At 60.4% G+C, this 25,140-nt stretch carries 22 protein-coding genes; 13 read left to right on the forward strand and 9 right to left on the reverse strand.

Going from position 1 to position 25,140, the window contains the following annotated elements:
• Window positions 1-4 precede the first annotated feature (4 nt).
• On the forward strand, window positions 5-451 hold the full coding sequence (locus H8B20_RS07855; protein WP_210622775.1) for a hypothetical protein: 447 nt from the start codon (window positions 5-7) through the stop codon (window positions 449-451).
• Between the two features lie 12 nt (window positions 452-463).
• Here H8B20_RS07855 and H8B20_RS07860 read toward each other — a convergent pair whose 3' ends face one another.
• Both H8B20_RS07860 and H8B20_RS07865 read right to left on the reverse strand, forming a co-directional pair.
• Window positions 464-1,453 (reverse strand): 2-hydroxyacid dehydrogenase, encoded by a 990-nt coding sequence (locus tag H8B20_RS07860; RefSeq protein WP_042562177.1) that lies wholly within the window; start codon window positions 1,451-1,453, stop codon window positions 464-466.
• An 81-nt stretch (window positions 1,454-1,534) separates the two neighbouring features.
• Window positions 1,535-4,288, reverse strand: coding sequence for a response regulator (locus tag H8B20_RS07865; RefSeq protein ID WP_210622964.1), 2,754 nt, complete (start codon window positions 4,286-4,288; stop codon window positions 1,535-1,537).
• Window positions 4,289-4,507: 219 nt separating this feature from the next.
• On the opposite strand from H8B20_RS07865, the gene H8B20_RS07870 reads away from it, so the two are divergent.
• The 7 genes from H8B20_RS07870 (at window position 4,508) to H8B20_RS07900 (ending at window position 13,096) form a co-directional block, all read left to right on the forward strand.
• Complete coding sequence (locus H8B20_RS07870) at window positions 4,508-5,230, forward strand: response regulator transcription factor (protein ID WP_210622776.1); 723 nt, start codon at window positions 4,508-4,510, stop codon at window positions 5,228-5,230.
• On the forward strand, window positions 5,217-6,659 hold the full coding sequence (locus H8B20_RS07875; RefSeq protein ID WP_210622777.1) for a sensor histidine kinase: 1,443 nt from the start codon (window positions 5,217-5,219) through the stop codon (window positions 6,657-6,659). Before H8B20_RS07870 ends, H8B20_RS07875 begins: the two co-directional genes overlap by 14 nt.
• Window positions 6,660-6,937: 278 nt before the next feature.
• Complete coding sequence (cysM, locus tag H8B20_RS07880) at window positions 6,938-7,840, forward strand: cysteine synthase CysM (protein ID WP_200616896.1); 903 nt, start codon at window positions 6,938-6,940, stop codon at window positions 7,838-7,840.
• Window positions 7,840-9,240, forward strand: a complete 1,401-nt coding sequence (gene rlmD, locus H8B20_RS07885) for a 23S rRNA (uracil(1939)-C(5))-methyltransferase RlmD (RefSeq protein WP_210622778.1) — start codon at window positions 7,840-7,842, stop codon at window positions 9,238-9,240. The genes cysM and rlmD overlap by 1 nt, the downstream gene beginning before the upstream one ends.
• Before the next feature lie 76 nt (window positions 9,241-9,316).
• On the forward strand, window positions 9,317-11,560 hold the full coding sequence (gene relA / locus H8B20_RS07890) for a GTP diphosphokinase (protein WP_042560488.1): 2,244 nt from the start codon (window positions 9,317-9,319) through the stop codon (window positions 11,558-11,560).
• A gap of 134 nt (window positions 11,561-11,694) precedes the next feature.
• The gene (gene mazG, locus H8B20_RS07895; protein ID WP_210622966.1) at window positions 11,695-12,528 is read left to right on the forward strand and encodes a nucleoside triphosphate pyrophosphohydrolase; all 834 of its coding nucleotides are present in this window, start codon (window positions 11,695-11,697) and stop codon (window positions 12,526-12,528) included.
• Window positions 12,529-12,553: 25 nt separating this feature from the next.
• On the forward strand, window positions 12,554-13,096 hold the full coding sequence (locus tag H8B20_RS07900; protein WP_042560486.1) for a DUF2058 domain-containing protein: 543 nt from the start codon (window positions 12,554-12,556) through the stop codon (window positions 13,094-13,096).
• A 69-nt stretch (window positions 13,097-13,165) separates the two neighbouring features.
• On the opposite strand, the gene H8B20_RS07905 is transcribed toward H8B20_RS07900, so the two are convergent.
• From H8B20_RS07905 to H8B20_RS07935, 7 genes are all read right to left on the reverse strand, one after another.
• On the reverse strand, window positions 13,166-13,354 hold the full coding sequence (locus H8B20_RS07905; RefSeq protein WP_008079144.1) for a hypothetical protein: 189 nt from the start codon (window positions 13,352-13,354) through the stop codon (window positions 13,166-13,168).
• Between the two features lie 72 nt (window positions 13,355-13,426).
• Window positions 13,427-13,726 (reverse strand): hypothetical protein, encoded by a 300-nt coding sequence (locus tag H8B20_RS07910; protein WP_210622779.1) that lies wholly within the window; start codon window positions 13,724-13,726, stop codon window positions 13,427-13,429.
• 21 nt (window positions 13,727-13,747) lie between these two features.
• Entirely contained in the window at window positions 13,748-14,968 is a 1,221-nt protein-coding gene (gene fabB, locus H8B20_RS07915; RefSeq protein ID WP_210622780.1) for a beta-ketoacyl-ACP synthase I, read from the reverse strand.
• Window positions 14,969-14,979: 11 nt separating this feature from the next.
• Window positions 14,980-15,495 carry a 3-hydroxyacyl-[acyl-carrier-protein] dehydratase FabA gene (fabA, locus tag H8B20_RS07920; RefSeq protein ID WP_042560484.1) on the reverse strand — a complete coding sequence of 172 codons (516 nt, stop codon included), beginning with the start codon at window positions 15,493-15,495 and terminating at the stop codon, window positions 14,980-14,982.
• A 247-nt stretch (window positions 15,496-15,742) separates the two neighbouring features.
• Complete coding sequence (locus tag H8B20_RS07925) at window positions 15,743-17,644, reverse strand: response regulator (RefSeq protein ID WP_210622781.1); 1,902 nt, start codon at window positions 17,642-17,644, stop codon at window positions 15,743-15,745.
• Window positions 17,641-18,573 (reverse strand): ABC transporter substrate-binding protein, encoded by a 933-nt coding sequence (locus H8B20_RS07930; protein WP_210622782.1) that lies wholly within the window; start codon window positions 18,571-18,573, stop codon window positions 17,641-17,643. The genes H8B20_RS07925 and H8B20_RS07930 overlap by 4 nt, the downstream gene beginning before the upstream one ends.
• Before the next feature lies 1 nt (window position 18,574).
• Window positions 18,575-20,698, reverse strand: coding sequence for a TonB-dependent receptor plug domain-containing protein (locus H8B20_RS07935; protein ID WP_210622783.1), 2,124 nt, complete (start codon window positions 20,696-20,698; stop codon window positions 18,575-18,577).
• 196 nt (window positions 20,699-20,894) lie between these two features.
• Here H8B20_RS07935 and H8B20_RS07940 point away from each other — a divergent pair, with 196 nt between their 5' ends.
• The 5 genes from H8B20_RS07940 to H8B20_RS07960 all read left to right on the forward strand — a co-directional run bounded on the left by H8B20_RS07940 (window position 20,895) and on the right by H8B20_RS07960 (window position 25,047).
• On the forward strand, window positions 20,895-21,920 hold the full coding sequence (locus H8B20_RS07940) for an NAD(P)H-dependent glycerol-3-phosphate dehydrogenase (protein WP_042560480.1): 1,026 nt from the start codon (window positions 20,895-20,897) through the stop codon (window positions 21,918-21,920).
• A gap of 31 nt (window positions 21,921-21,951) precedes the next feature.
• Window positions 21,952-22,299, forward strand: coding sequence for a DUF4389 domain-containing protein (locus tag H8B20_RS07945; RefSeq protein WP_042560479.1), 348 nt, complete (start codon window positions 21,952-21,954; stop codon window positions 22,297-22,299).
• Window positions 22,296-22,748, forward strand: a complete 453-nt coding sequence (sixA, locus tag H8B20_RS07950) for a phosphohistidine phosphatase SixA (RefSeq protein ID WP_042560478.1) — start codon at window positions 22,296-22,298, stop codon at window positions 22,746-22,748. The genes H8B20_RS07945 and sixA overlap by 4 nt, the downstream gene beginning before the upstream one ends.
• Window positions 22,749-22,916: 168 nt before the next feature.
• Window positions 22,917-24,572 (forward strand): AMP-binding protein, encoded by a 1,656-nt coding sequence (locus H8B20_RS07955; RefSeq protein ID WP_210622784.1) that lies wholly within the window; start codon window positions 22,917-22,919, stop codon window positions 24,570-24,572.
• Window positions 24,573-24,603: 31 nt separating this feature from the next.
• Complete coding sequence (locus H8B20_RS07960) at window positions 24,604-25,047, forward strand: hotdog fold thioesterase (protein WP_042560476.1); 444 nt, start codon at window positions 24,604-24,606, stop codon at window positions 25,045-25,047.
• Window positions 25,048-25,140 lie beyond the last annotated feature (93 nt).

The following is a 25,140-nucleotide window of genomic DNA, read 5'->3' on the forward strand; positions in this document are numbered from 1 at the left end:
GAACATGGCGCTGATCGAATGTTATGAATGCAAGCGGAGCATCAGTTCCGAAGTCAAAGCGTGCATTCATTGCGGGGCTCCGATGGCGGAGTACCAGGCCCACGTGCAAGCGCAGACCGCAGGCGCACCGGCTCAGGCTTCGACGATTTCTTTCGGCAGTCTGCCGCGTAATAGCGCGGTTCCTGAGGCCGCGGTGTTGCCGCAAGCTTCGCAGGGTTTGCCGAAAGTCATGCCGGCTGCGGCGGGGCGTCGGCGTCGACAACAGGCCGCGCAAGCTGCGCAGATCAATGAGGACGGCAGCCGCCCGGTGGAAGGCTGGCTGAAGATCATGGTGTTCCTGATTCCGTGGATTTTCGTCTGGTTCCTGCTGCGCAGCGGCCATTCGGCGAAACAGCGGTTGTTCGGCTTCGGCTGGCTGGCGTTGCTGATTCTGGCGTCGTCGCTGAAGTAAGCGGTTAAGCGATCAACCTTCGACCTGATTCTGCGGTGATCCCGCCGCCCAGGTCGCGATGTTGCGCAGGGTCGTCGCAGCAATCGCGCCCAGCGCCTCTTGCGTCAGGAACGCCTGGTGCGCGGTGACGATCACGTTAGGAAAGGTCAGCAGACGCGCCAGCACATCGTCCTGCAACGGCAAGTCGGAACGATCCTCGAAAAACAGCTGCGCTTCTTCTTCATACACATCCAGCCCCAGATAGCCGAGTTGACCGTCCTTGAGGGCGTCAATAAGCGCTGGGGTGTCGACCAGCCCGCCGCGACCGGTGTTGATCAGCATGGCGCCGGCTTGCATGTGCGCCAATGAATCGCGATTGATCAGGTGTTTGCTCTGCTCGTTCAGCGGGCAGTGCAGGCTGATGATGCGCGACTGCGCGAGCAAGTCCGGCAGGCTCAGATAACGTGCACCGAGTGCTAGAACATCGGGATTTGGATACGGATCGTACGCCAGCAATTCACAGCCGAAACCGTGCATGATTCTCGCGAAGGCGGCGCCTATCTGCCCGGTGCCGACGATGCCGACAGTCTTGCCGACCAGATCGAAACCGGTCAGGCCATGCAGACTGAAATCACCTTCGCGGGTGCGGTTGTAGGCGCGGTGCAGGCGACGGTTGAGGGCGAGGATCAGCGCCACGGCATGCTCGGCCACGGCATGCGGCGAGTAGGCCGGAACCCGCACGACGGCCAGCCCCAGACGTTTGGCCGCGAGCAGATCGACATGGTTGTAACCGGCCGAACGCAAGGCAATCAGCCGGGTACCGCCCGCCGCCAGACGTTCCAGCACTGCGGCGCTGAGATCGTCATTGATAAAGGCGCAGACCACCTCATGCTGGTCGGCCAATGCCGCTGTATCTAGACTGAGCCGGGCCGGTTGAAAATGCAGTTCAATCTCTGCCGGGCAATCGGCATCGAGGAAACTCTCGCGGTCGTAGGTCTGGCTGCTGAAAATGATCGTGCGCATGAAATCCTCCTGGAGCATCACCGGGGCTGCATCACCCGAGTCCACTTTAGCCGTGACGGCGTTGACCGGCATTGCGCTGGATCAGGCGCTGATCTTCGCTTGCGCGGCCAGTCGGTTGATCGCAAGTTCCAGCTCATCCAGCGCCATCGCTGCTTTCGGGTCTTCCTGTTTGAGCAGGGTTTCACTGCGCTGACAGGCTGCGCGCAATTGCGGTACGCCGCAGTAACGCGTGGCGCCATGCAGGCGATGCACGCGTTCAATCAGTGCATTCTGGTCGTGGTTGTCGCGCGCGCTGCAGATGGCTTCGCGGTCGGCCTCCAGTGAAGCCAGCAGCATCGCCAGCATGTCCGCCGCCAGATCTTCTTTACCGGCAGCCAGACGCAAACCTTCCTCTTGATCAAGCACTGGCAGTTCGTGATTGCCCGCAGTACCTTCGCTGACGCGCTCCGGGGCCTGATTGCGCAGTGCCAGACCGGTCCATTTCAGCACCACTTGCGCCAGTTGCCGCTCGCTGATCGGTTTCGTCAGGTAGTCATCCATGCCGCTTTGCAGCAACGCACGTTTTTCGTTGGCCATGGCATGGGCGGTGAGCGCGACGATCGGCAGCGGTGTGCAATGCCGCTCGCTTTCCCACTGGCGGATGGTTTCGGTGCTCTGGCGACCGTCCATGCCCGGCATCTGCACGTCCATCAGCACCAGATCGAACGATTCGGTCTGTACCGCTTTGACCGCGGCATAACCGCTTTCCACGGCCAATACCTTGGCGCCCATGTCTTCGAGCAAGGTCTGCACCAGCAAAAGGTTGGCCGGGTTATCGTCGACACAGAGCACTTTCGGCGCGCGACTCGACAGCGGTTCGCCGGGTTCGTTACGCGGTTGACGCGGGTTGGCCAGGTCCGACAGGGCGCGGCGCAGTTTGCGCGTGCAGGCCGGTTTGGCCTGCAGCTGGCTGTGCGGGTTGGGCACCGACAGATGGAACAGCGTCTGCTCGGTGGTCGGGCACAGCACCAGCACTTTGCAGCCCAGGTGTTCGAGGTCCCAGATATGCTGGTTCAGGCGTTCGGGCAGCATGTCGTTACTGGTGATGCCGATCACCGCCAGATCAATCGCCTGATCGGTCTGGTGTGCGCCGGTAACGCCATTGGTCAGGCTTTCCAGGGTATTGAACGGGGTGACGATAAGCCCGCAGTCTTCCAGTTGATGCTGCAAGGCCTGACGTGCCAGTTCATGGTTTTCCAGCACGGCGACCCGGCGGCCGAGCAGCGGCGCCGAGGGCAGGTCTTCGGCATCGTCGCGGGCTTTGGGCAGGCTCAGGCTGATCCAGAATTCCGAACCTTCGCCCGGCGTGCTGTCGACGCCGATCTCGCCGCCCATCTGTTCGATCAGGCGCTTGGAGATCACCAGGCCCAGTCCGGTGCCGCCGGGCTGGCGCGACAGCGAATTGTCTGCCTGGCTGAAGGCCTGGAACAACGCGCGCACGTCCTGATTCGACAGGCCGATGCCGGTGTCCTGGATGCTGATGCGCAGCTGCACGCTGTCATCGTGCTCTTCTTCCAGCATTGCACGGGCAACGATGGTGCCCTCGCGAGTGAACTTGATGGCGTTGCTGACCAGGTTGGTGAGGATCTGCTTCAGGCGCAGCGGATCACCGACCAGCGACAGCGGGGTGTCGCGGTACACCAGACTGACCAGTTCCAGCTGCTTGGCGTGAGCGGCGGGGGCGAGAATCGTCAGGGTGTCTTGCAACAAGTCGCGCAGGTTGAACGGAATGTGGTCGAGCACCAGTTTGCCGGCCTCGATTTTCGAGAAGTCGAGAATCTCGTTGATGATCCCGAGCAGGCTGTCGGCGGACTTTTCGATGGTGCCTAAATAGTCGAGCTGGCGCGGGGTCAGTTCACTTTTCTGCAACAGGTGGGTGAAGCCGAGAATGCCGTTGAGTGGCGTGCGGATTTCGTGGCTCATGTTGGCGAGGAATTCGGATTTGATCCGGCTCGCCTCCAGAGCCTCTTTACGCGCCAGATCGAGTTCGATGTTCTGAATCTCGATGGTTTCGAGGTTCTGGCGCACGTCCTCAGTGGCTTGATCGACGCTGTGCTGCAATTCTTCCTGGGCGTTTTGCAGGGTCCCGGCCATGCGGTTGATACCCGACGCCAGTTCGTCCAGTTCCTGACTGCCGAGGGGTGGCAGACGGGTTTCCAGGTGACCGTCCTTGAGTTGCGCGACGGCCTGTTTGATCTGGCTCAGCGGCCGATTGATGGTGCGGCCCATGCGTAACGCGAGCAGCGCCGCACCGGCGAGGCCCGCGGCGATCAACAACAGGCTGGCAAACAGGCTGCGATACCCGCGCAGCAACATGCCGTTGTGCGACAGCTCGAGTTCAACCCAGCCGAGCAGGCGCTCGGATTCTTCCGGGATCAGTTCGCCGGCGAGGTTGCGGTGCTTGCCGAAGACCGGCATCAGGTAGCGGGTCGCGTCATTGCCGCTGCGTCGTTGCAAGTGCGCGCTGTCGCCGCTCGGCGCCTGATTGAGCATGGTCGGGCCGGCGTGAGCCAGTGGCGAGCGATCCGGCGCGAGAAAAGTCACCGCGCGCACGTCCGGTTGTTCGAGGGACTGAGTGGCAATGCGTTCGAGCAGTTCGCCATTGCCGTGGCCCATCGCCGGCGCCACCAAGGGTGCCAGTTGCTCGGCGATCATTTCGCCACGCTGGAGCAATTGGGTTTGCAGGTCGGACTGCTGCGTCCAGGTGAAATATCCACCCAGCACCAGCGCCATCAGGCTGGTCGGCAACAAGGTCAGCAACAACACGCGACCTTTGATTCCCAGTTTCTTGAGCACGCCTATCTCCTGCATCCCGCTGATCTGTTGACTCATGCGTGCATCCGGCACGCGACATGGGCGCAGTGTAGCGATTTGCTCGCGGGCAATCTCCGGAAAAATACGGGCGTTGTCGTTCGGCCTGGCAAGGCGCGTTTGTCCGACAGTGCAACCTTGGGTTGCCCGGTGTCCGCCAATCTTGAATAATCGCGCCTAACTGAGAATTACTTGCAGATACTCATGACTCCTGTTTCCGTTGGCCAGCCACGCATTCTTTCCATCGAGGACGATCCGGTCCTGGGTGCTTATGTTCATGAACATCTGGGTCGTAGCGGGTTTCAGGTGACCTGGTGCCAGAACGGCCAGGAAGGCCTGAACATCGCCCAACGCCAGCCGTTCGACGTGGTGTTGATGGACATCCTTTTGCCGGGGCTGGACGGTCTGAACGTGCTCACTCAACTGCGCCAGAGCCATTCGACGCCAGTGCTGCTGATGTCGGCGCTGGGTGCCGAAGCCGATCGCATCAGCGGTTTTCGCCTGGGCGCCGACGATTACCTGCCCAAGCCGTTCAGCATGGCCGAACTGCATGTTCGCATCGAAGCGATCCTGCGCCGGGTCGCCCTTGATCGGCGTCCTCCAGAGCGCTCTGCGCCGGTAGCGACCGGCACGCTGCGCTTCGACGATGAACAGTGCGACGTGTACTTGCGCGAGCAACCCGCCGGCCTGACCCGAAGCGAGTTCCGTCTGCTGGAAACCCTCAATCGCAATGACGAGGAGGTCCTGAGCAAGGCCTTCCTTTATCAGCACGTTCTGCAACGCGGCTATGCCGCGCACGATCGCAGCCTCGACATGCACATCAGCCAGATCCGCCGCAAACTCAAAGCCATCGGCTACACCGAGCGCGAAGTACGCACCGTGTGGGGCAAGGGCTACGTGCTCAGTGGTGCCGATGAAAGTGTCTGAGCTGCCGGGGCGTCACTCGCTGTTCTGGAAACTGGCCTGTTTGCTGGTGGCGTTCTGTCTGCTAATGATCTGGCTGAGTTGGTCGTGGGGCCGATACATGGAGCAGCGCAACCAGTTCCTGTCTGACGTCGCCCGCGACACCCTTACGCGTTACGCCGCTGAAGCCGAGCGGGCGTGGCAGCAAGGTCAGCGTGACGGCGTCGATAGTTGGCTGCAGAGTATGGAATTGCGCGAGGCTGGCTGGGTCGGCGTAATTGACAGCAATTTGCAGTCGCTGGCCAATGATCCGTTGAACGAACAGGAAATCCAGCGCCTGACTTTTCTGCGCGGGCTCGATTGGCCGATTCATAAAAAGGGCCGGCCCGGGCTGCGCATACCGTTTCCCAAGGATCCTTCCGCCGGCAGTCTGGTGATCGAGTTGCCCGAGCGTTTCCTGCCGGGCAAATATCGACTGTTTTGGCGGGTGATCACCAACGGGGTGATTCCGGGGTTGTTCACCTTGCTGCTGTGCGTGGGGCTGTATCGCCTGCTGGTGGTGCCGCTGAACAATCTGCGCGAACAAGCCAATGCCTGGCGTGCCGATCAATTGAATGTGCGGTTATCCAGCGGTATCACCCAGCGCCCGGACGAACTCGGTGAACTGGCCCGGGCGTTCGACTCGATGTCCGAACGTCTGCAGTCCACTGTCGCCCTGCAACAGCAACTGCTGCGAGATCTGTCCCATGAACTGCGCACGCCCCTGAGCCGATTGCGGGTAGCGAGTGAAAGCGAACAGGGCCTGGAGCAATTGCGCGAACGCATCGGTCGTGAAGTCGACGGCATGCAGCGACTGGTCGAAGACACGCTGCAACTGGCGTGGCTCGACACCGAACGCTCACCATTGCCCGACGAGTCGATCCAGATCCAGGCGCTGTGGGAAATGCTCACCGACAACGCCTGTTATGAAAGCGGCTGGCCGAGCCTGCAGTTGCAGTGCTCGGTGCAGGCTTCTTGCTGGGTGCGCGGCAATCTCAACACCTTGGCTCAGGCGCTGGAGAACATTCTGCGCAACGCCATTCGTCATTCGCCCGAGGGCGGGATTGTGCGGCTGGAAGGACGGCGGGACGGGGATTACTGGCATCTGTGGCTGGAAGATCAGGGCGGCGGGGTGGCTGAAGCGGATCTGCAGCGGATTTTTGATCCGTTCACCCGACTCGACGGCTCGCGACCTGGGGATGGCGGGTTTGGTCTGGGGTTGAGCATCGCCAGGAATGCGGTACAGCGCCAGGGCGGAACGCTTTGGGCGGAGAATTGCGGGGCGGGGTTGCGGGTGAATTTGCGCTTGGTGGCGGATGATGGTGTTGTCAGCCCAGACGCCATCGCTAGCAAGCCAGCTCCGACAGGTGCCAGCGTCGCTCACCCCCCCTTCACCCACCCCCAGGCCCTGTAGGAGCATTCGAGTGAAACGAGGCTGCGATTAAAGGCAGACCGAAAGATCGCAGCGTGCCGCAGCGCCTGCACGTATATAAGCAAGACCAAAATTCTGTGGGAGCTGGCTTGCCAGCGATGAAGCCTTTTGCACCCCTGGTGAATCTGAAATGTCTCACCACTGGCGAGACAATTGCTGCTTATTCCCATAAACCATAAGCACCGCACTTTGCGTGATATGGCCTTCGCGGGTTTGCCGGTATGATAGGCGCCCCCGCACGTCTGGATTGCGAATACGCCATGACCCTGCAGTACCCAACCATCGCCGATTGCGTCGGCAACACTCCGCTGGTGCGTTTGCAGCGCCTGCCCGGTGTCACCAGCAACACCTTATTGCTCAAGCTCGAAGGGAATAACCCGGCGGGTTCGGTCAAGGACCGTCCGGCGCTGTCGATGATCACCCGTGCCGAGTTGCGCGGGCAGATTCACGCCGGCGATACGCTGATCGAAGCGACCTCGGGCAACACCGGAATTGCGTTGGCGATGGCCGCCGCGATCAAGGGTTACAAGATGATCCTGATCATGCCGGACAACTCCAGCGCCGAGCGCAAAGCGGCGATGACCGCTTATGGTGCCGAGCTGATTCTGGTCAGTCAGGAAGAGGGCATGGAAGGCGCTCGCGATCTCGCCCAACGCATGGAGGCCGAAGGTCGTGGCAAGGTGCTGGATCAGTTCGCCAATGGCGACAATCCTGAAGCGCATTACACCAGCACCGGCCCGGAGATCTGGCGTCAGACCGAGGGCACCATCACTCACTTCGTCAGCTCGATGGGTACCACCGGGACCATCATGGGCGTCTCGCGCTACTTGAAAGAGCAGAGCGACAAGGTGCAGATCGTTGGTCTGCAACCGATGGAAGGCTCGGCCATTCCAGGTATTCGCCGCTGGCCGCAGGAATACCTGCCGAAGATCTATCAGGCCGATCGCGTTGATCGCATTGTCGACATGGCGCAAAGCGAGGCCGAGGACGTCACCCGTCGTCTGGCCCGCGAAGAAGGCATCTTCTGCGGCGTGTCCTCGGGCGGTGCGGTAGCAGCGATGCTGCGTCTGTCCCGGGAAGTTGAAAACGCGGTGATCGTCGCGATCATCTGTGACCGTGGCGACCGATACTTGTCGACCGGCATTTTCGACGCGCCCAACTGATGGCCAAGCAAGAGAGAGGCCTGCGCTTCCAGCCCGCCGGCGGCAGCAAGGCCCCGCAAATCCCGACTGGCAAGAAGCAGCGCTTGAACATCGAGCGCCTGGCGAATGACGGGCGCGGTATCGCGTTTTTCGAAGGCCGGACCTGGTTCGTACTCGGCGCGCTTGCTGGTGAAGAGGTCGAAGCGCGAGTGCTCGGTGCTCACGGCAAAGTGGTCGAGGCGCGCACCGAACGCGTGTTCAAGGCCAGCGAACTGCGCCGGCCGACGCCGTGTCAGCACGCCGGTCGCTGCGGTGGCTGCAGCGTTCAGCACTTGCCCCACAGTGAACAGCTCGCCCTGAAACAGCGCATGCTCGCCGAGCAATTATCCAAGGTTGCCGGTGTCGAACCGCAAGAGTGGGTAGCACCGTTGACCGGTCCCGAGTTCGGCTATCGCCGTCGTGCCCGCGTTGCTGTGCGCTGGGACATGAAAGCGAAGAAACTCGAAGTGGGTTTCCGCGCCGCCGGCAGTCAGGACATCGTCGGCATTAACGAATGCCCGGTGCTGGTACAGCCCTTGCAGCCGATCATGAGCCGTTTGCCGGAGATGCTCCGTCGTTTGAGCAAGCCGCAAGCGTTGGGCCATGTCGAATTGTTCGCTGGCTCGTCGCTGGCGGTGTTGCTGCGGCATATGGCGCCGTTGTCTGAAGCAGATCTGACGATCCTCAAGGACTTCTGCCAGTTTCATGAAGCGCAGTTGTGGTTGCACGGCGAAGGCGAGCCGCAACCGGTCGATGCCACGCAGTCGCTCAGTTATCGCCTAGAGCAGTGGGATCTGGATCTGGCTTACCGGCCGGGCGATTTCATCCAGGTCAACGCGGGCGTCAACGAAGCGATGGTCGCGCAGGCACTGGACTGGTTGAAGCCGACCAGCGAAGAGCGCGTGCTGGACCTGTTCTGCGGGCTCGGCAACTTTGCTTTGCCACTGGCCAGAACGGTGCGCGAAGTGGTGGCGGTGGAGGGTGTGCAGACCATGGTCGAACGTGCCGCTGCGAATGCCGCCAGTAACAATTTGCATAACACAAAGTTTTTTCAAGCCGATTTATCCCAGCCTTTAACGGGTGTCGAGTGGATCGGAGATGGCTTTTCTGCGGTACTCTTGGACCCACCGCGTGACGGTGCTTTCGAGGTGGTGCGCAAGCTGGCGACCCTGGGTGCGAAGCGGTTGGTGTATGTGTCGTGCAACCCTGCAACGCTGGCGCGCGACACGGTCGAATTGATCAAGCAGGGCTACCGGTTAAAACGTGCCGGGATTCTCGATATGTTTCCTCAGACGGCACATGTCGAGGCCATGGCGTTATTTGAAGCGAGCCAGGATGGCTCGTCTGATCCGTCTGGTCCGTCCGTACAGCGCTCGCTTTAGCCCCACGAGTGCAAACGGGCAACGAAGGTCAGCGATTTGACGCATTGAATCTGCGTCGTAGGGAAGGTAAAGCAAGATGGTACAGGTGAGAGCACACCAGCCGATCAACACTGACGGCAGTATCAATCTCGAGGCTTGGCTCGATCACGCGGTCAGTGTCGATCTGGCACTGGATCGCGAAGCCTTGAAAGAAGCCTGCGAGTTCGCTCGCGAGGCCGAACAACAGTCCAATGCTGCGAAAAACCTGTGGGCCGAGGGCTCCGGGAGTTTCAGAACCGGCCTTGAGATCGCCGAGATTCTCGCCGACCTCAAGCTCGATCAGGATTCGCTGGTCGCCGCGGTCCTGTACCGCGGTGTGCGCGAAGGCCAGATCGAGTTCGCGGCTGTCAGCCAGCGCTTTGGTCCGGTGGTTGCCAAGCTGATCGACGGCGTGCAGCGCATGGCCGCGATCAGCGCCAGCCTCAGTCCGCGCCAGTCGATGGTCATGGGCACGCAAGGGCAGGTGGAAAACCTGCGCAAAATGCTCGTCGCCATGGTCGACGACGTGCGTGTTGCCCTGATCAAACTGGCCGAACGCACCTGCGCCATTCGTGCGGTGAAAACCGCCGACGACGAGAAGCGTAACCGTGTCGCCCGGGAAGTCTTCGACATCTATGCGCCGCTCGCTCACCGGCTCGGCATCGGTCATATCAAATGGGAACTGGAGGACTTGTCCTTCCGTTATCTGGAGCCTGATCAATACAAGCAGATCGCCAAGTTGCTCCATGAGCGACGGCTTGATCGCGAGCGTTTCATCGCCGACGTGATGACCCAGCTCAAGGATGAATTGCAGGCTACCGGCGTCGACGCCGACATCAGCGGTCGGGCCAAACACATCTATTCGATCTGGCGCAAAATGCAGCGCAAGGGTCTGGAATTCAGCCAGATCTACGACGTGCGTGCGGTGCGCGTGCTGGTCCCGGAAATGCGCGATTGCTATACCGCGCTGGGTATCGTCCACACGCTGTGGCGGCACATCCCGAAAGAATTCGACGACTACATCGCCAACCCGAAAGAGAACGGCTACCGCTCGTTGCACACGGCCGTGATCGGCCCGGAAGGCAAGGTGCTGGAAGTGCAGATTCGTACGCATTCGATGCACGAAGAAGCCGAGCTCGGGGTTTGCGCGCACTGGCGTTACAAGGGCACCGACGTCAAATCCGGCTCCAATCACTACGAAGAGAAAATTTCCTGGCTGCGTCAGGTGCTCGAGTGGCATGAAGAGCTGGGTGATATCGGTGGTCTTGCCGAACAGCTGCGCGTTGATATCGAGCCGGATCGGGTCTACATCTTCACGCCCGACGGTCACGCCATCGACTTGCCGAAAGGCGCAACACCGCTGGACTTCGCTTACCGCGTACACACCGAAATCGGTCACAACTGCCGTGGCGCCAAGATCAACGGGCGCATCGTGCCGCTCAACTACAGCCTGCAGACCGGCGAGCAAGTCGAGATCATCACCAGCAAACACGGCACCCCCAGCCGAGACTGGCTGAACTCGAACCTCGGTTACGTCACCACGTCGCGGGCGCGGGCGAAGATTGTTCACTGGTTCAAGTTGCAGGCCCGTGACCAGAACGTCGCCGCCGGTAAAACCCTGATCGAACGCGAGCTCACACGCCTCGGCCTGCCGGCGGTGGATTTCGACAAGTTGGCCGAGAAGGCCAACATGAAAACCGCCGAAGACATGTTCGCCGCCCTCGGTGCCGGTGACCTGCGCCTGGCGCAACTGGTCAACCTGGCGCAGCAACTGGTCGAGCCGGAGCGCGGTAACGAACAGCTGGAACTGATCCCGCGCAAAGCGACTGGCTACAAGCCGGGCAAGCGCGGCGACATTCAGATTCAGGGCGTTGGTAACCTGATGACGCAAATGGCCGGCTGCTGCCAGCCCTTGCCGGGCGATGCAATCGTCGGTTACATCACCCAGGGCCGTGGCGTGAGTATTCACCGCCAGGACTGCGCCTCGGTGCTGCAACTGGGCGGACGCGAGCCAGAGCGGATCATTCAGGTCAGCTGGGGGCCGGTGCCGGTGCTTACCTATCCGGTGGACATCGTCATCCGCGCCTACGACCGTTCGGGTCTGCTGCGTGACGTCTCGCAGGTACTGCTCAACGAGCGGATCAACGTGCTGGCGGTCAACACCCGCTCGAACAAGGAAGACAACACTGCGCTGATGTCCCTGACCATCGAGATCCCGGGTCTGGATGCACTGGGGCGGTTGCTGGGACGGATTTCGCAGTTGCCGAACATCATCGAGACACGGCGTAATCGCACCCCGTGACGCAATTGATTGTTCCCTGTGGGAGCGAGCCTGCTCGCGAAGAGGGCGTGTCAGTCGACATCTTTGTTGCAGACACACCGCTTTCGCGAGCAGGCTCGCTCCCACATGGGGTTTGTGGTGAGACAGAAAACATGATGTACAACCTTGAAGACCTGCTCCATCTCATGAGCCGGCTGCGTGATCCGCAGTTCGGTTGCCCGTGGGACATCAAGCAAACCTACGCAACCATCGTCCCGCACACCCTCGAAGAAGCCTACGAAGTGGCCGACGCCATCGAGCGCGGCGATTTCGACCATTTGCAGGGCGAGCTTGGCGACCTGTTGTTCCAGGTTGTCTATTACAGCCAGTTGGCGCGCGAAGAAGGGCGCTTTGAGTTTGCCGGTGTGATCGACAGCATCACCCGCAAGCTGATCCGTCGTCATCCTCACGTTTTTCCCACCGGCGACCTGTACGCGCCGCTGGACGTGCCGCGTTTGAATGAAGAGCAGGTCAAGCAGCGCTGGGAAGAAATCAAGGCTGAGGAACGTGCCGAGAAATCCGCCGCGCCACAGCAACAGTCACTGCTTGATGACGTACCGGCCACGTTGCCTGCATTGTCGCGCTCAGCCAAGCTGCAGAAGCGTGCGGGGCAGGTGGGGTTCGACTGGCCGGACGCCTTGCCGGTGTTCGACAAAGTGCGTGAAGAGCTCGATGAAGTGCTCGAGGCGATGTCCGAAAACGATCCCGCAGCGGTGGCTGACGAGATCGGTGATCTGCTGTTTTCCGTGGTCAATCTGGCCCGGCATCTGAAGGTTGACCCGGAGACTGCACTGCGTGGCGCCAACGGCAAGTTTGAAAGACGTTTCCGTTTTATCGAACAGGCATTGCGCGACACCCACCGTCCCATAGAAGATTGCACCCTCGAAGAGTTGGACGCCCTGTGGGGTGAAGCCAAACGTCAGGAAAAGAATTTGCCCAGCTGTGGCTGAGCAACTGCCCAAGTGAGTAAGCACCATGAGTATTTCCCTTCGCGATCAGTTGCTCAAAGCAGGCCTGGTCAATCAAAAGCAGGCCAAGCAGGTCAGCAAGGACAAGCAGAAGCAGCAGCGTCTGGCCCACAAAGGTCAGATCGAGCTGGATGACTCGCAGCAGCGCGCCGCTCAGGAAGCCATGGCCGAGAAGGTCAAGCGCGACCAGGAGCTGAACCGTCAGCAGAAAGAGAAGGCCGAAGCCAAGGAGCGCGCCGCGCAGGTCAAGCAATTGATCGAAGTCTCGCGTCTGCCGAAGCTGACCACCGAGGACTACTACAACTTCGTGGACGACAAGAAGGTCAAGCGCCTCTCGGTCAACACGCTGATGCGCAACAAGCTCAGCAGCGGTTCGCTGGCGATCGTGCATCATGCCGGCGGCTATGAAGTGATCCCGCGTGAAGCGGCCCTGAAGATCCAGGAGCGCGACCCACAGCGTATCGTGCAACTCAACGTGAAGACCGAAGAGGTCAACGCCGAGGACGATCCGTACGCGGCCTATCAGATCCCCGACGATCTGATGTGGTAAATCGCCAAGCCGTAACAACGACAAACCCCGCTGATCGCGGGGTTTGTCGTTTTCAATGCTGTGGTTGATTCAGGCGGATCGTAAATCCCGTTGCTGCTCTTGCACTTCCAGTTCGGCCTTGTAGTTGTGGGCGTCAATCTCGTTGTGGAACATCCCGACCAGCAAGTCTTGTTGATGCACATCCCAGATCCGGATACCGGCGGCTACGCCTTCATGGGACATGTGTGAATCGTCGCGTTCAGTTACTTTTACAGTCATCTGCTAGCTCCAAATCTCGAGTTATCTGCAGCAAGGCGTGTGCAGGACTCTTTTATAGAATTTGTTAGGCAGCTAAGTAAACGGCTTATTCGAGCAAGGTGTTGTTGCGTTTTTTGCAACAGTGCTGCAGGCCGCTAAATCCGCGACATTCAGTCGCAGGGCGGTAAGTTTCATGACAGAAGTTTCATTTTCAGGGCATGCATAGAACCCTGTGGGAGCTGGCTTGCCAGCGATGACGTCGGCACAGCAAACATCTTCGTTACCTGACAATCCGCTATCGCTGGCAAGCCAGCTCCCACAGGGATCAGCGGTGTCCCGGTTATATTCTTCAAACGAAAAAAAACGCCCCGAACCAGTCGGGGCGTTTTTCATGTGTGGCTCAAGCCTTGGGAATTACTTGCCTTCCCAGCGCTTCATCACCAGCGTGGCGTTGGTGCCGCCGAAGCCGAAGCTGTTGCTCATCACGGTGTTGATGGTAGCGTTTTCGCGAGTCTTGGTCAGAATCGGCATGTCAGCCACTTCCGGGTCCAGTTCGTCGATGTTGGCGGAACCGGCAATGAAGTTGCCTTCCATCATCAGCATGCAGTAGATCGCTTCGTGAACGCCGGCAGCGCCCAGGGAGTGACCGGACAGGCTCTTGGTCGAGCTGATCGCTGGAGCCTTGTCGCCGAACACTTCACGCACACCTTTCATTTCCGCGACGTCGCCGACCGGAGTCGAAGTGCCGTGGGTGTTCAGGTAGTCGATCGGGGAATCAACGGTGGACATCGCCATCTGCATGCAGCGGATCGCGCCTTCGCCACTTGGGGCAACCATGTCGTAGCCATCGGACGTCGCGCCGTAGCCAACGATTTCCGCGTAGATCTTCGCGCCACGGGCCAGAGCGTGTTCCAGCTCTTCAACCACGACCATACCGCCACCACCGGCGATGACGAAACCGTCACGGTCGGCGTCGTAGGCACGGGAGGCCTGTTCCGGGGTGTCGTTACGCTTGCTGGACAGGGCGCCCATCGCGTCGAACAGGAACGACTGGCTCCAGTGCTCTTCTTCACCGCCACCGGCGAAGACGATGTCCTGCTTGCCCATCTGGATCTGTTCCATGGCGGTACCGATGCAGTGAGCACTGGTGGCGCAGGCAGATGCGATGGAGTAGTTCAGGCCCTTGATCTTGAATGGCGTGGCCAGGCAAGCGGAAACGGTGCTGCTCATGGTCCGCGTTACACGGTATGGGCCGACGCGCTTCACGCCTTTCTCGCGCAGGATGTCCAGCGCTTCCATCTGGTTCAGTGTGGAAGCACCGCCAGAGCCGGCGATCAGGCCGGTACGCGGGTTGGACACTTGCTCGTCGGTCAGGCCGGAGTCAGTGATCGCGTCTTTCATCGCCAGGTAGGCGTAAGCCGCGGCGTGGCCGACGAAGCGAAAGATCTTGCGATCGATCAGCTCTTCGAGGGGAAGGTCGATGGAGCCGGAAACCTGGCTACGCAGACCCATTTCGGCATATTCCGGGTTGAACCGGATGCCAGGGCGACTTGCACGCAGGTTAGCGGAGACGGTCTCTTTGTCATTGCCCAGGCAAGAAACGATACCCAGACCAGTGATAACGACGCGGCGCATGCGGATAACCCTTAGAAGTTTTCAGTGGAGGTAAACACGCCGACCCGAAGGCCTTCGGCGGTGTAGATTTCGCGACCGTCCACAGAGACCGAACCGTCAGCGATAGCCAGGTTCAGCTTGCCCTTGAGGACGCGCTTGATTTGAATGTTATAGGTGACTTTCTTGGCGGTCGGCAGAACCTGGCCGAAGAATTTCACTTCGCCCGAACCCAGCGCACGGCCGCGGCCCGGCAGACCTTGCCAGCCCAGGAAGAAGCCAACCAGTTGCCACATGGCATCCAGGCCCAGGCAGCCCGGCATCACCGGATCGCCCTCGAAGTGGCAAGCGAAGAACCACAGGTCAGGGGTGATATCCAGCTCGGCGACCAATTCACCTTTGCCGTACTTGCCGCCTTCTTCGCTGATATGGGTGATGCGATCCACCATCAGCATGTTCGGGGCGGGCAGTTGCGCGTTACCTGGGCCGAACAGCTCACCGCGACTGCAGCGCAGCAGGTCTTCCCGAGTAAAGGCGTTTTGTTTGGTCATGCGAGCTCCTCAATAATCCCATGCGGCAGGTGGGGCAAATCTTCCCGACCGTTCGAAGCATTCATGCCTCGAACCGGCAGCCTACTCATAGACTATTGCGTTGTGGTGAAAGTCACAGCACCAAGGACATGAATGTACACTTGTGCACTGAAATTTTTAATCAAGCCTCTTTTGAGGCTCGTTCGGGTGCCTAAGACTGCCGCACTTTCGCTTTTCATGCCAGTCGCAGATGCTCGAAAAGCCGACACTAAGACACCCAGCGCTGCAGAATCTGCTGCAGATCATTACGTTTGAACGGCTTGGCCAGATAATCGTTCATCCCCGCCGACAGACAGGTTTCCCGGTCGCCCTGCAAGGCATTGGCGGTCAGCGCGATGATTGGCACGTTGCCGCGTCCGGGCAGGTTGCGGATCTGTCGGGTTGCTTCATAGCCGTCGATGATCGGCAGGCGACAATCCATCAGAATCACTTCGAACTCACTGCCCTGGGCACTGCGCACTGCCTGAGCGCCATCGGTGGCGACACTGACAGTAAAGCCCAGACTGCGCAGCATCGCTTCAATAACCGTCTGATTGACCGGGTTGTCCTCAACCAGCAACACAGTGCGTCCAGCGCCCTGGCCGTCACCGTTCAATGCGCGCGGTGCGACCTGTTTTGGCAATGCCTGCTTATAAAGAGCCAACGGGATTTCCAGGGTGAACACCGACCCTAGACCTTCCTCACTCTGCGCTCTTAATGTGCCGCCCATGCGTTCGGCGAGTGTGCGGGCGATCGGCAGGCCCAGGCCGGTGCCGCCGTAGCGTCGCGAAATCGAGCTGTCGGCCTGCTGGAACGCGTTGAACATCAGCTCCAGGCTCTCGGAGGAAATACCGATGCCACTGTCGCGCACCGAGCAGGTGAACCACAGCAATTCGTGATCCAGCGACTGCCACTGCGCCTCGATACTGACCCGGCCCTGTTCAGTGAACTTCAAGGCATTGCCGACCAGGTTGACTAGAATCTGCCGGATCCGCGTCGGATCGCCCTGCACCTGCAAGCCGCGCATGTCTTCGGGAATCCGCAGGTTGAGCGCCAGACCACTTTGCACTGCGCTGTGCTGGAACGACTGGGCGCACGCGCCGATCAGTTCGGCGAGGTTGAACGGAATGTGTTCCAGCTCAAGCTCTGAACGCTCGATGCGCGAGAAGTCGAGGATGTCGTTGATGACCTTGAGCAAGTGTTCAGTGGACTCCGAGGCGAGCGCGGCGTACTCGATCTGCTCCTCGGTCATGTCGGTGGTTTCCAGCAATTGCAGCATGCCGAGCACGCCATTCATGGGCGTGCGCAGTTCATGGCTCATCATCGCCAGGAAGTCGGATTTGGCATTGTTGGCCTTTTCCGCTTCCTCGCGTGTCTGGATCAACTGTGCCATCGCCTGATGCTGTTCACGACTGGCCTGCTCCAGCGCCTGAGCGAGATTGTTGATGTGCTGCGACAGCGCGCCCAGTTCGGTGTCATCGACGATCGGCAGCGGGGTTTTAAAGTCGCCATCCTGGATCGCCTTCACCGCGTTGCCGATATCGCGAATCGGCTGCGACAGGCTGCCGGCCAGACGCCGCGCCAGGACAAACGTAAAGAGCAGGGCGAACAGCGCCAGAATCCCGGCCTTGAGCAGAATCTCCTGTTGGCGCTGACTGAAGGCATCGTTGGACAGACCGACGATCACCCGCCCCAGATAATCCTCGCTGGCCGCGCCGCTGCTGACTTTGGCGTCCTGGAAAAAATCATTGTTCAGGGCAATCCGTTGGAGGCGTACCGGCGCCTGGAACACTTCGACCTGATGCGGACGACTGTGGGAATCCGCCGGTTGTTCGACATACACCAGAATCCGGTTGGCGCTGTCCTGTACTTCGAGGAAGCGCACGTTGGGCGTTGCCAGCGTCGCCTTGAGCAGACTTTCCAACACGTCGTTGTTGCCGGAAATTACCCCGTATTCGGTGGCGGGCGCCAGTTGGTTGGCGATCAGTTGACCGGTGTGGTTCAGCTCCTGGCGCAAATCCTGAATGCGCACGAACGTGAAGAAACTGATCAACAACAACGTCAGCAACAGCGCCGGGCCGAGGCTGATCAATTGGGTACGGGTGTTGATGTCCCAACGTCGAAAATTCATGGGCGGCTTTCTCCTTCAGCCAACGCGCTGGCGACAGACGCTTCATTCAGCGGTTCGATACCCAAGGAACGAGCGACCTGGGCATTACTTGAGACCTTAAAGCGTTCGGGATAGAGCGATCGCGGCCAATGGGGCGGCGGCTGGTCGAGCAACCGGTCGAGAACGCTCAGCCAATCGCTCTGGTCGCTGTAAGTGCTGGCCAGGCTGCCGGCGCGCACGAACGCGGCATTTGGCCCGACCAGCGCCATTTGTCGGGAGTAGCTGCTAAGCAGCAGATTTTTCGCGGTCTTCGGGTTGTACAGATCCGGATCATCAAGGCCCAGCAGCACTTCACTGTTTTTCAGCACGGCTTGCAGGGGGCGGCTGTCGTGAGTGTTGTCCCAGCGCTGGCTGACCACTTGCAGATTCAGCGGCTCGGCAGCCAGAAGCAGTTCTTTGAGGAGGAACTCGCTGTGTTCATCGAACAACACGCCAATCCGGCTCGCCTGAGGCAGGATGCGTCGGATCAATTGCAGCTGTCGGCTCAGTGGCGGATCACTCCAGAGCAAACTCAGGTGCGCCGGTTGCGCCGCGCCGAGGCGCTGTCGGGCTTGCAGACGGCTGATGCGCAGCACCAGCGTCGCCGGGCCTTGAGGTTCTTGCAGGCGCCAGTCGAGGCTTGGCAGGTCGAGCAGAATCAGGCGCAGGCTGGACGGCAATTTGCCTGGCGCGGGCAGACTGGCCAAGGGCTGGAAACGCACGTTGTCGGTGGGACGCAATTCGCTCAGCGCCTGCACGAACGCCTGCACGCCGGGGCTTTCTTCGGCGCCGGTCAACAGAATGTCGGCGGCCTGTACCGCCATGCCGTGCAGCCACACGGTCAGAAACAGGCCAAGTCCGGCCAGCCAATGGCCGAGGGTCGGCGTCTTCCTTGACAGACCGTGGCGCATCCTAGAACTCCAGCTCGGCGCTGACATACATCACGCGGCGTTCGTCGTAATTGTTGTCGACGAACGTGGTCGGCTCGTGATCGAGGCGCTGCTGCAGCACGCCGGCCAGTTCCAGTTGGGCCTTGCCCAGCTTGATGCGTTTGGCGATTCGGGTGTCGACGCGCTCGAAGCGATAGCCGTTGAGCGCGTTGTCGCCGTAATAGAAGAGGGCGCTGTTCCAGCCGTGGCCCCAATCGCGCAGCCATCCGGCAGAACCGCTGTGACTGGCGGTAAATTGCTGATCCAGCGGATTGCTCGCTTCGGCTTCGACGTAGGCGTAAGTGAAGCGCAAGCGGTCGACTGTGTTCACGCGCCAGTCGAGTTGGGTTTCGGTGCCGCGAAAACGTGAGCTGTTGGCGTTGCTGGCGATGTACTGATTGTTGCGCAGCGGTTCGCTGATCATCCCGGTGATCTCGTCGTAGAACAGTTTGACGTCGACCGCCAGACCCCACTCGGCGAAGTAGCCGTTGTAGCCCAGCTCTCGCGAGCGCATGTGTTCCTGATCGAGATCGCCGGGGCCGCGCGTCTTGACGAAATAGCGCGCCGAAGACTTGCCGTACGCCGAAGGTCGCAATTTGCTGACCTGATAGCTCCAGTTGACGTTGTTCTCGAACATGTCCGGCGAGCGGATCGCCTCCGAGTACACCGCGCGCAGGCCGTGACGCGGGTTGATCAGGTAATTGATCGCGAAGCGTGGGGTCAGCGAACTGCCGATCAGTTGCGTGTCTTCGAACATCGCACCGCCCTGTAACAGCCAGTGTTCAGTGGCGCGCCACTCCAATTGGCCGAACGCACGCCACGTGGTGTCGTCCAGCGTGCCGTTGAAGTAGGTCTCGGAACTGGCGCGGTCATAACGATAGTTCAGGCCGCTGACCAGACGCAGGCTGTCGGACAGGCTGAGGGTGTCTTGCAGTTCGAGGTCGTAGCGTGACTCGCGGGCGCTTTGGTCGATGTCGCCGCATAACGTCTGGCTGGCGCCGTTGCGCCACTGATCGAGCACTTGGTTGGCCAGCGCCATTTCCTGCGGCGTACCAGATTCCGCGCCTGGGCCGGTGAAGCGTGTGATGTTGCGCGCTAAACGTTCGGTGTAATTCGGGTTGAGCTGCCACAGCTGTGTCAGCTCCGGGCTGAAGGACACCTCGGCATCACAGGCGCGCCACACCTGCTGACGATCCCAATGCTGCGCCGAACCTTGTACGTAGAGACTGTGCTCGGGATTGATATCGAGATTCCAGCGCACCGAGCCGGCATAGTCCTTGGCTACGACGTCGGAATTGTTGCCGCTGTCAGTAATCCCCGAGAACACCGGGCGGTAGGTATAAGGCCGTTGATTGCTGCCGTCCTTCGCGTTGACCTGCCAGTCGAGGCTCTGGTTGTCATTCAGCGTGTGGCTGACCGCGAGGCTGAAGCGGTTCAAGCGGCGGCTGTCACGGTAATCGGCGCCCGTGCGATCGCTGTCGAAACCGTCATCCTCCTGGCCGGACAGCGACAGACGCAGATCTCCGCCATTCCATCCGGTGCCCTGGCTGGCATAAAAGTCATTGATGCCGCGCTGGCCTCGGGTAATTTTCAGCCGCGTGCCGTGGCTTTCCGCCGGGTGGCGCGTGATGATATTGACCACCGCCATCAGCGCGTTGGCGCCATAGCTGACGGTGTTCGGGCCGCGAAAGACTTCGATGCGGTCGATGTCCTCCATGGCCACCGGGATATCGCTCCAGTCCACCGTGGCCAGACCTGCGCGGTACACCGAGCGGCCGTCGATCAATACCTGCATACGCCGCGCTTCGGTGGCGTTGGTGCCGTGGTAATTGACCGCCGACTGATTGCCGCTGATGTTGCCGACCATCATGCCGGGCACCAGCCGCAGCAGTTCGCTGATGTCGCGGGCGCCGCTGACGCTGATCAATTCGCTGTCGAGTACGGTCATGCTCCCCGGCACTTCCGCCGGCGTCTGTTTTAGCCGAGTGGCCGTCAGTACCTGCGGCAGCGCCTGGCTGTCCATGAACAGGTCGTCCGCCAGCAGCACCGGGCTGAACAACAGCGCCAGCAGCAGGGAAGAACGCGGTGGGGGAGGAGCAAAAAACACGACGCGGCCTATCGAACGAAGAATTGGCGCGCATGTTAACCGAGGACAGCGACTTTTCCAGTTACGTTGCGGGCATTTTCCCAGGTTTTATTGGTCTTCTTCCTATAACTGTCGGTTATTGACGCAGGGGCTGGCCGCGACCGGGTCGCCCCGTATAATGCCGGCATCGCCACTGGTATGGATTAACGGATTGCATATGACTGAGCAGCGCCCGATTGCGGTCCTGGGAGGCGGAAGTTTTGGTACCGCCGTGGCCAATTTATTGGCCGAGAACGGCCATCAAGTCCTGCAGTGGATGCGTGACCCCGAGCAGGCCGAGGCCATCCGGGTCAATCGCGAAAATCCGCGTTACCTCAAAGGCATCAAGATTCTGCCGGGAGTGACGGCTGTCACCGACTTGCAGCAGACCCTCGACGCCTGCGATCTGTGCTTTGTCGCGCTGCCGTCCAGCGCACTGCGCACAGTGCTCGCCGCGCACGCCGAGCGTCTGAGCGGCAAGATGCTGGTCAGCCTGACCAAAGGCATCGAAGCCCAGACCTTCAAGCTGATGAGCCAGATCCTCGAAGAGATCGCCCCGCAGGCGCGCATCGGCGTGTTGTCTGGGCCGAATCTGGCGCGGGAAATCGCCGAGCATGCGCTGACGGCTACGGTGGTCGCCAGTGAAGACGAAGAACTGTGCAAACAGGTGCAAGCCGCGCTGCATGGCCGCACCTTTCGTGTTTATGCCAGCGCCGACCGTTTTGGTGTCGAACTGGGCGGGGCGTTGAAAAACGTTTACGCGATCATCGCCGGCATGGCGGTGGCGCTGGAAATGGGCGAGAACACCAAGAGTATGCTGATCACCCGCGCCTTGGCCGAGATGACCCGGTTTGCGGTGAATCAGGGCGCCAACCCGATGACCTTCCTCGGTCTGGCGGGTGTTGGCGATCTGATCGTCACGTGCTCGTCGCCGAAAAGCCGCAACTATCAGGTCGGATTCGCCCTCGGCCAGGGCCTGAGCCTCGAAGAAGCGGTATCGCGCCTCGGCGAAGTCGCCGAAGGGGTCAATACCCTGAAAGTGCTGAAAGCCAAGTCCCAGGAAGTCGGCGTCTACATGCCGCTGGTCGCAGGCTTGCACGCGATCCTGTTCGAGGGGCGCACGCTGGAACAGGTCATCGAACTGTTGATGCGGGCCGAACCGAAAACCGATGTCGACTTTATTTCCACCAGTGGTTTCAACTGACTGCTGTTATTCACGGGTAGGGGAGCTGAACATGAACGAATCAAAATCCGAAGCCAGGTACGAATCCATCCTCCTGCGGGTGTTATGGATGATCGTCTACCTGCTGGTCTGGCAAGTGGCGCAGTTTATTCTCGGCGCAGTGGTGCTGGTGCAACTGATCTATCGTTTGATCTATGGCGCACCAAGCGCCAGCCTGATGAACTTCGGCGACAGCCTGAGTCAGTTTCTGGCGCAGATCGGCCGCTTCGGCAGTTTTCACAGCGACCAGAAGCCTTGGCCGTTTGCCGACTGGCCAGCGCCGCGTACGCCCGAAGGTGAGGCGCCACATGCCGTGCCGCCAGCACCGCATCCGGTTCGCGATGAGGAACCCAAGCTATGAAACTCTGGGTATTGCGTCACGGTGAGGCCGTGCCTTATGGCTCTTGCCCCGACTCCGAACGGGAGCTGACCGAGCATGGCCGTGAAGAGGCATTGCGCAGCGCTGCGCAATTGATCGGGCAACCGATCACCGCGATCTACGCCAGCCCGTACCTGCGTGCGCAACAGACCGCGCAGATTGTCCGCGAGGCGCTGGGCTTCGAGCCCGAGATCCGCACGGTCGAGTGGCTGACGCCGGAGGTCGATCCGGACAAAGTCGCCGATCAGCTGGTTTCGGTGAGCAATGCGCTGCTGGTCAGTCACAATCCGCTGGTGGGCAATTTGCTCAGCTATCTGCAGCATGGCGCCGGGTATCCGCCGGAGAAGGTCGGCACGGCGGGGTTGGCTGAGCTTGAGAGTGCTGAACTGCTGATTGGCTCGATGACTCTCAACAGCCTCAAGCACCCTTAAAGCAAAAGATCGCAGCCTTCGGCAGCTCCTACATGGGATCGCATTCTCATGTAGGAGCTGCCGAAGGCTGCGATCTTTTGATCTTGTTTCTTTTAGTAAAAATTCCAACCAAGCACTTGCTTGGTTGACTACGCTTGCTCCAGACCTAAAAAAACAGGAGCGAGCTGCATGTCTGCCGCATTTCGTTTGCCGCTGGACGTGTTTTACGAACGTGAAGCCCGGCATCCACGCCAGCGCTTTCTCGTGCAGCCCATCGGTGGTGGCGAGGTCGAAACGCTGACCTGGGCCGACGTTGGCCATCAGGCTCGCTGCGCCGCACACTGGCTGCGTGCACGGGAGTTGCCGCAAGGCAGCCATATCGCCCTGATCTCGAAAAACTGCGCGCACTGGATCATTGCCGATCTGGCCATCTGGATGGCGGGGCACATTTCCGTGCCGCTGTATCCCAACCTGACGGCCGACTCCGTCGCTCAAGTGCTCAACCACTCGGAGAGCGTGCTCGCATTTATCGGCAAACTTGACGACTGGCCGAGCATGTCGATCGGCGTGCCGGCGGGCTTGCCGACCATCAGCCTGCCGCTGCATCCGCCCGGCGGTTTCGATTTCAGCTGGGCTGAGTTGCAACGCAGTTCACCGATCCAGGATGACCCGCGTCCCGCCGCCGAGCAACTGGCGACCATCATTTACACCTCCGGCACCACTGGCCTGCCCAAAGGCGTGATGCACAGTTTCGCCAATCTGGGGTTCGCCACCAGCCGTGGCACGCAGCTGTTCGGGCTCAACGAAAACGATCGGCTGCTGTCGTACCTGCCGTTGTGCCACGTCGCGGAACGCATGTTCGTTGAAATGGCTTCGATTTATACCGGACAGACAGTGTTCTTTGCCGAAAGCCTCGACACCTTCATCACCGATCTGAAGCGGGCGCGGCCGACGGCAATGTTCGGGGTGCCGCGGATCTGGACCAAATTCCAGATGGGCGTCTACAGCAAGATCCCGGCGAAACGTCTGGACTTGCTGCTCGGTCTGCCCTTCATCGGTAAGCGGGTCGGGCACAAAGTGTTGGCGGGCCTGGGGCTGGACGCCTTGCGCGTGGCCCTTTCCGGTGCAGCACCTGTGCCGCAGACATTGCTCGCCTGGTATCAGAAACTCGGCCTCGATGTGCTGGAGGTCTACGGCATGACCGAGGGTTGCGGTTACTCGCACATCTGTTTGCCCGGCGAATACAAACAGGGCTGGATCGGCAAACCGTGTCCGGATGTCGAGGTGCGCATCGATGCATCCGGCGAGGTCCAGGTGCGCAGTCAGGCGAACATGCTTGGCTATTTCAAGGAGCCGCAGAAAACTGCCGAGACCCTCACCGCAGACGGCTTTCTGCGCACCGGCGACAAGGGCGAACAGGATGCCGAAGGGCGCTTGCGCCTGACCGGGCGACTGAAGGAAATCTTCAAGACCAGCAAAGGCAAATACGTCGCCCCGGCGCCGATCGAAAACCGTTTGGCCGTGCACTCGCGCATCGAACAGGTGTGTGTGGTCGGTGATGGTTTGAGTGCGCCGCTGGGCCTGTGCGTGCTATCGAGCGTCAATCAGGAAGAGCCACGAGCGAGCCTGCATTCGAGCCTGGAAAAGCTGCTGGAGGAGGTCAACGCCGTGCTCGACAAGCACGAGCAACTGCGCCGGCTGGTGGTGGTCAAGGACAGCTGGGCGGTGGAAAACGGTTTTCTCACGCCGACCCTGAAGATCAAACGCAACGTCATCGAAGACACCTACGGCGCCCGATTCGAAGAATGGAGCGCGCGCAGCGAGGCGGTGCTGTGGCAGGATTGAGCGACGACTAAAACAACAAAGGAAGTCTGCGATGAGCTTGTGGCGCACCACTCCCAACATCGAGCAGTTGAACGCGATTCAGAAAAACACCATCGGCGAAGTGCTCGACATCCGTTTCGAAGCGTTCGACGAAGAATCGCTGACCGCGAGCATGGTCATCGACCATCGCACTCACCAGCCTTACGGATTGCTGCATGGCGGCGCGTCAGTGGTGCTGGCGGAAACCGTCGGTTCGATGGCCAGCTATTTGTGCATCGATGCCAGCAAGTTTTATTGCGTGGGGCTTGAGATCAACGCCAACCATTTGCGCGGTCTGCGCAGTGGTCGGGTGACAGCGGTGGCGAAGCCGATTCACATCGGTCGCACCACGCATGTCTGGGATATCCGCCTGACCAGCGATGAGGGCAAGGCCAGTTGTGTGTCGCGGTTGACCATGGCGGTAGTGCCGCTGGGTGAGCAGCCGCCAGCACGGTGACATCGAAAACGCCCCTCACCCCAGATCTCTGGCCCTCTAGACACGTCGGACCGTCCAGAGGTCTGGGGTGAGGGGGAGGGATTTCCTTGGCAC

Source organism: Pseudomonas sp. P42 (genome assembly GCF_017973755.1).
In the GTDB taxonomy this organism is placed as follows: domain Bacteria; phylum Pseudomonadota; class Gammaproteobacteria; order Pseudomonadales; family Pseudomonadaceae; genus Aquipseudomonas; species Aquipseudomonas iridis.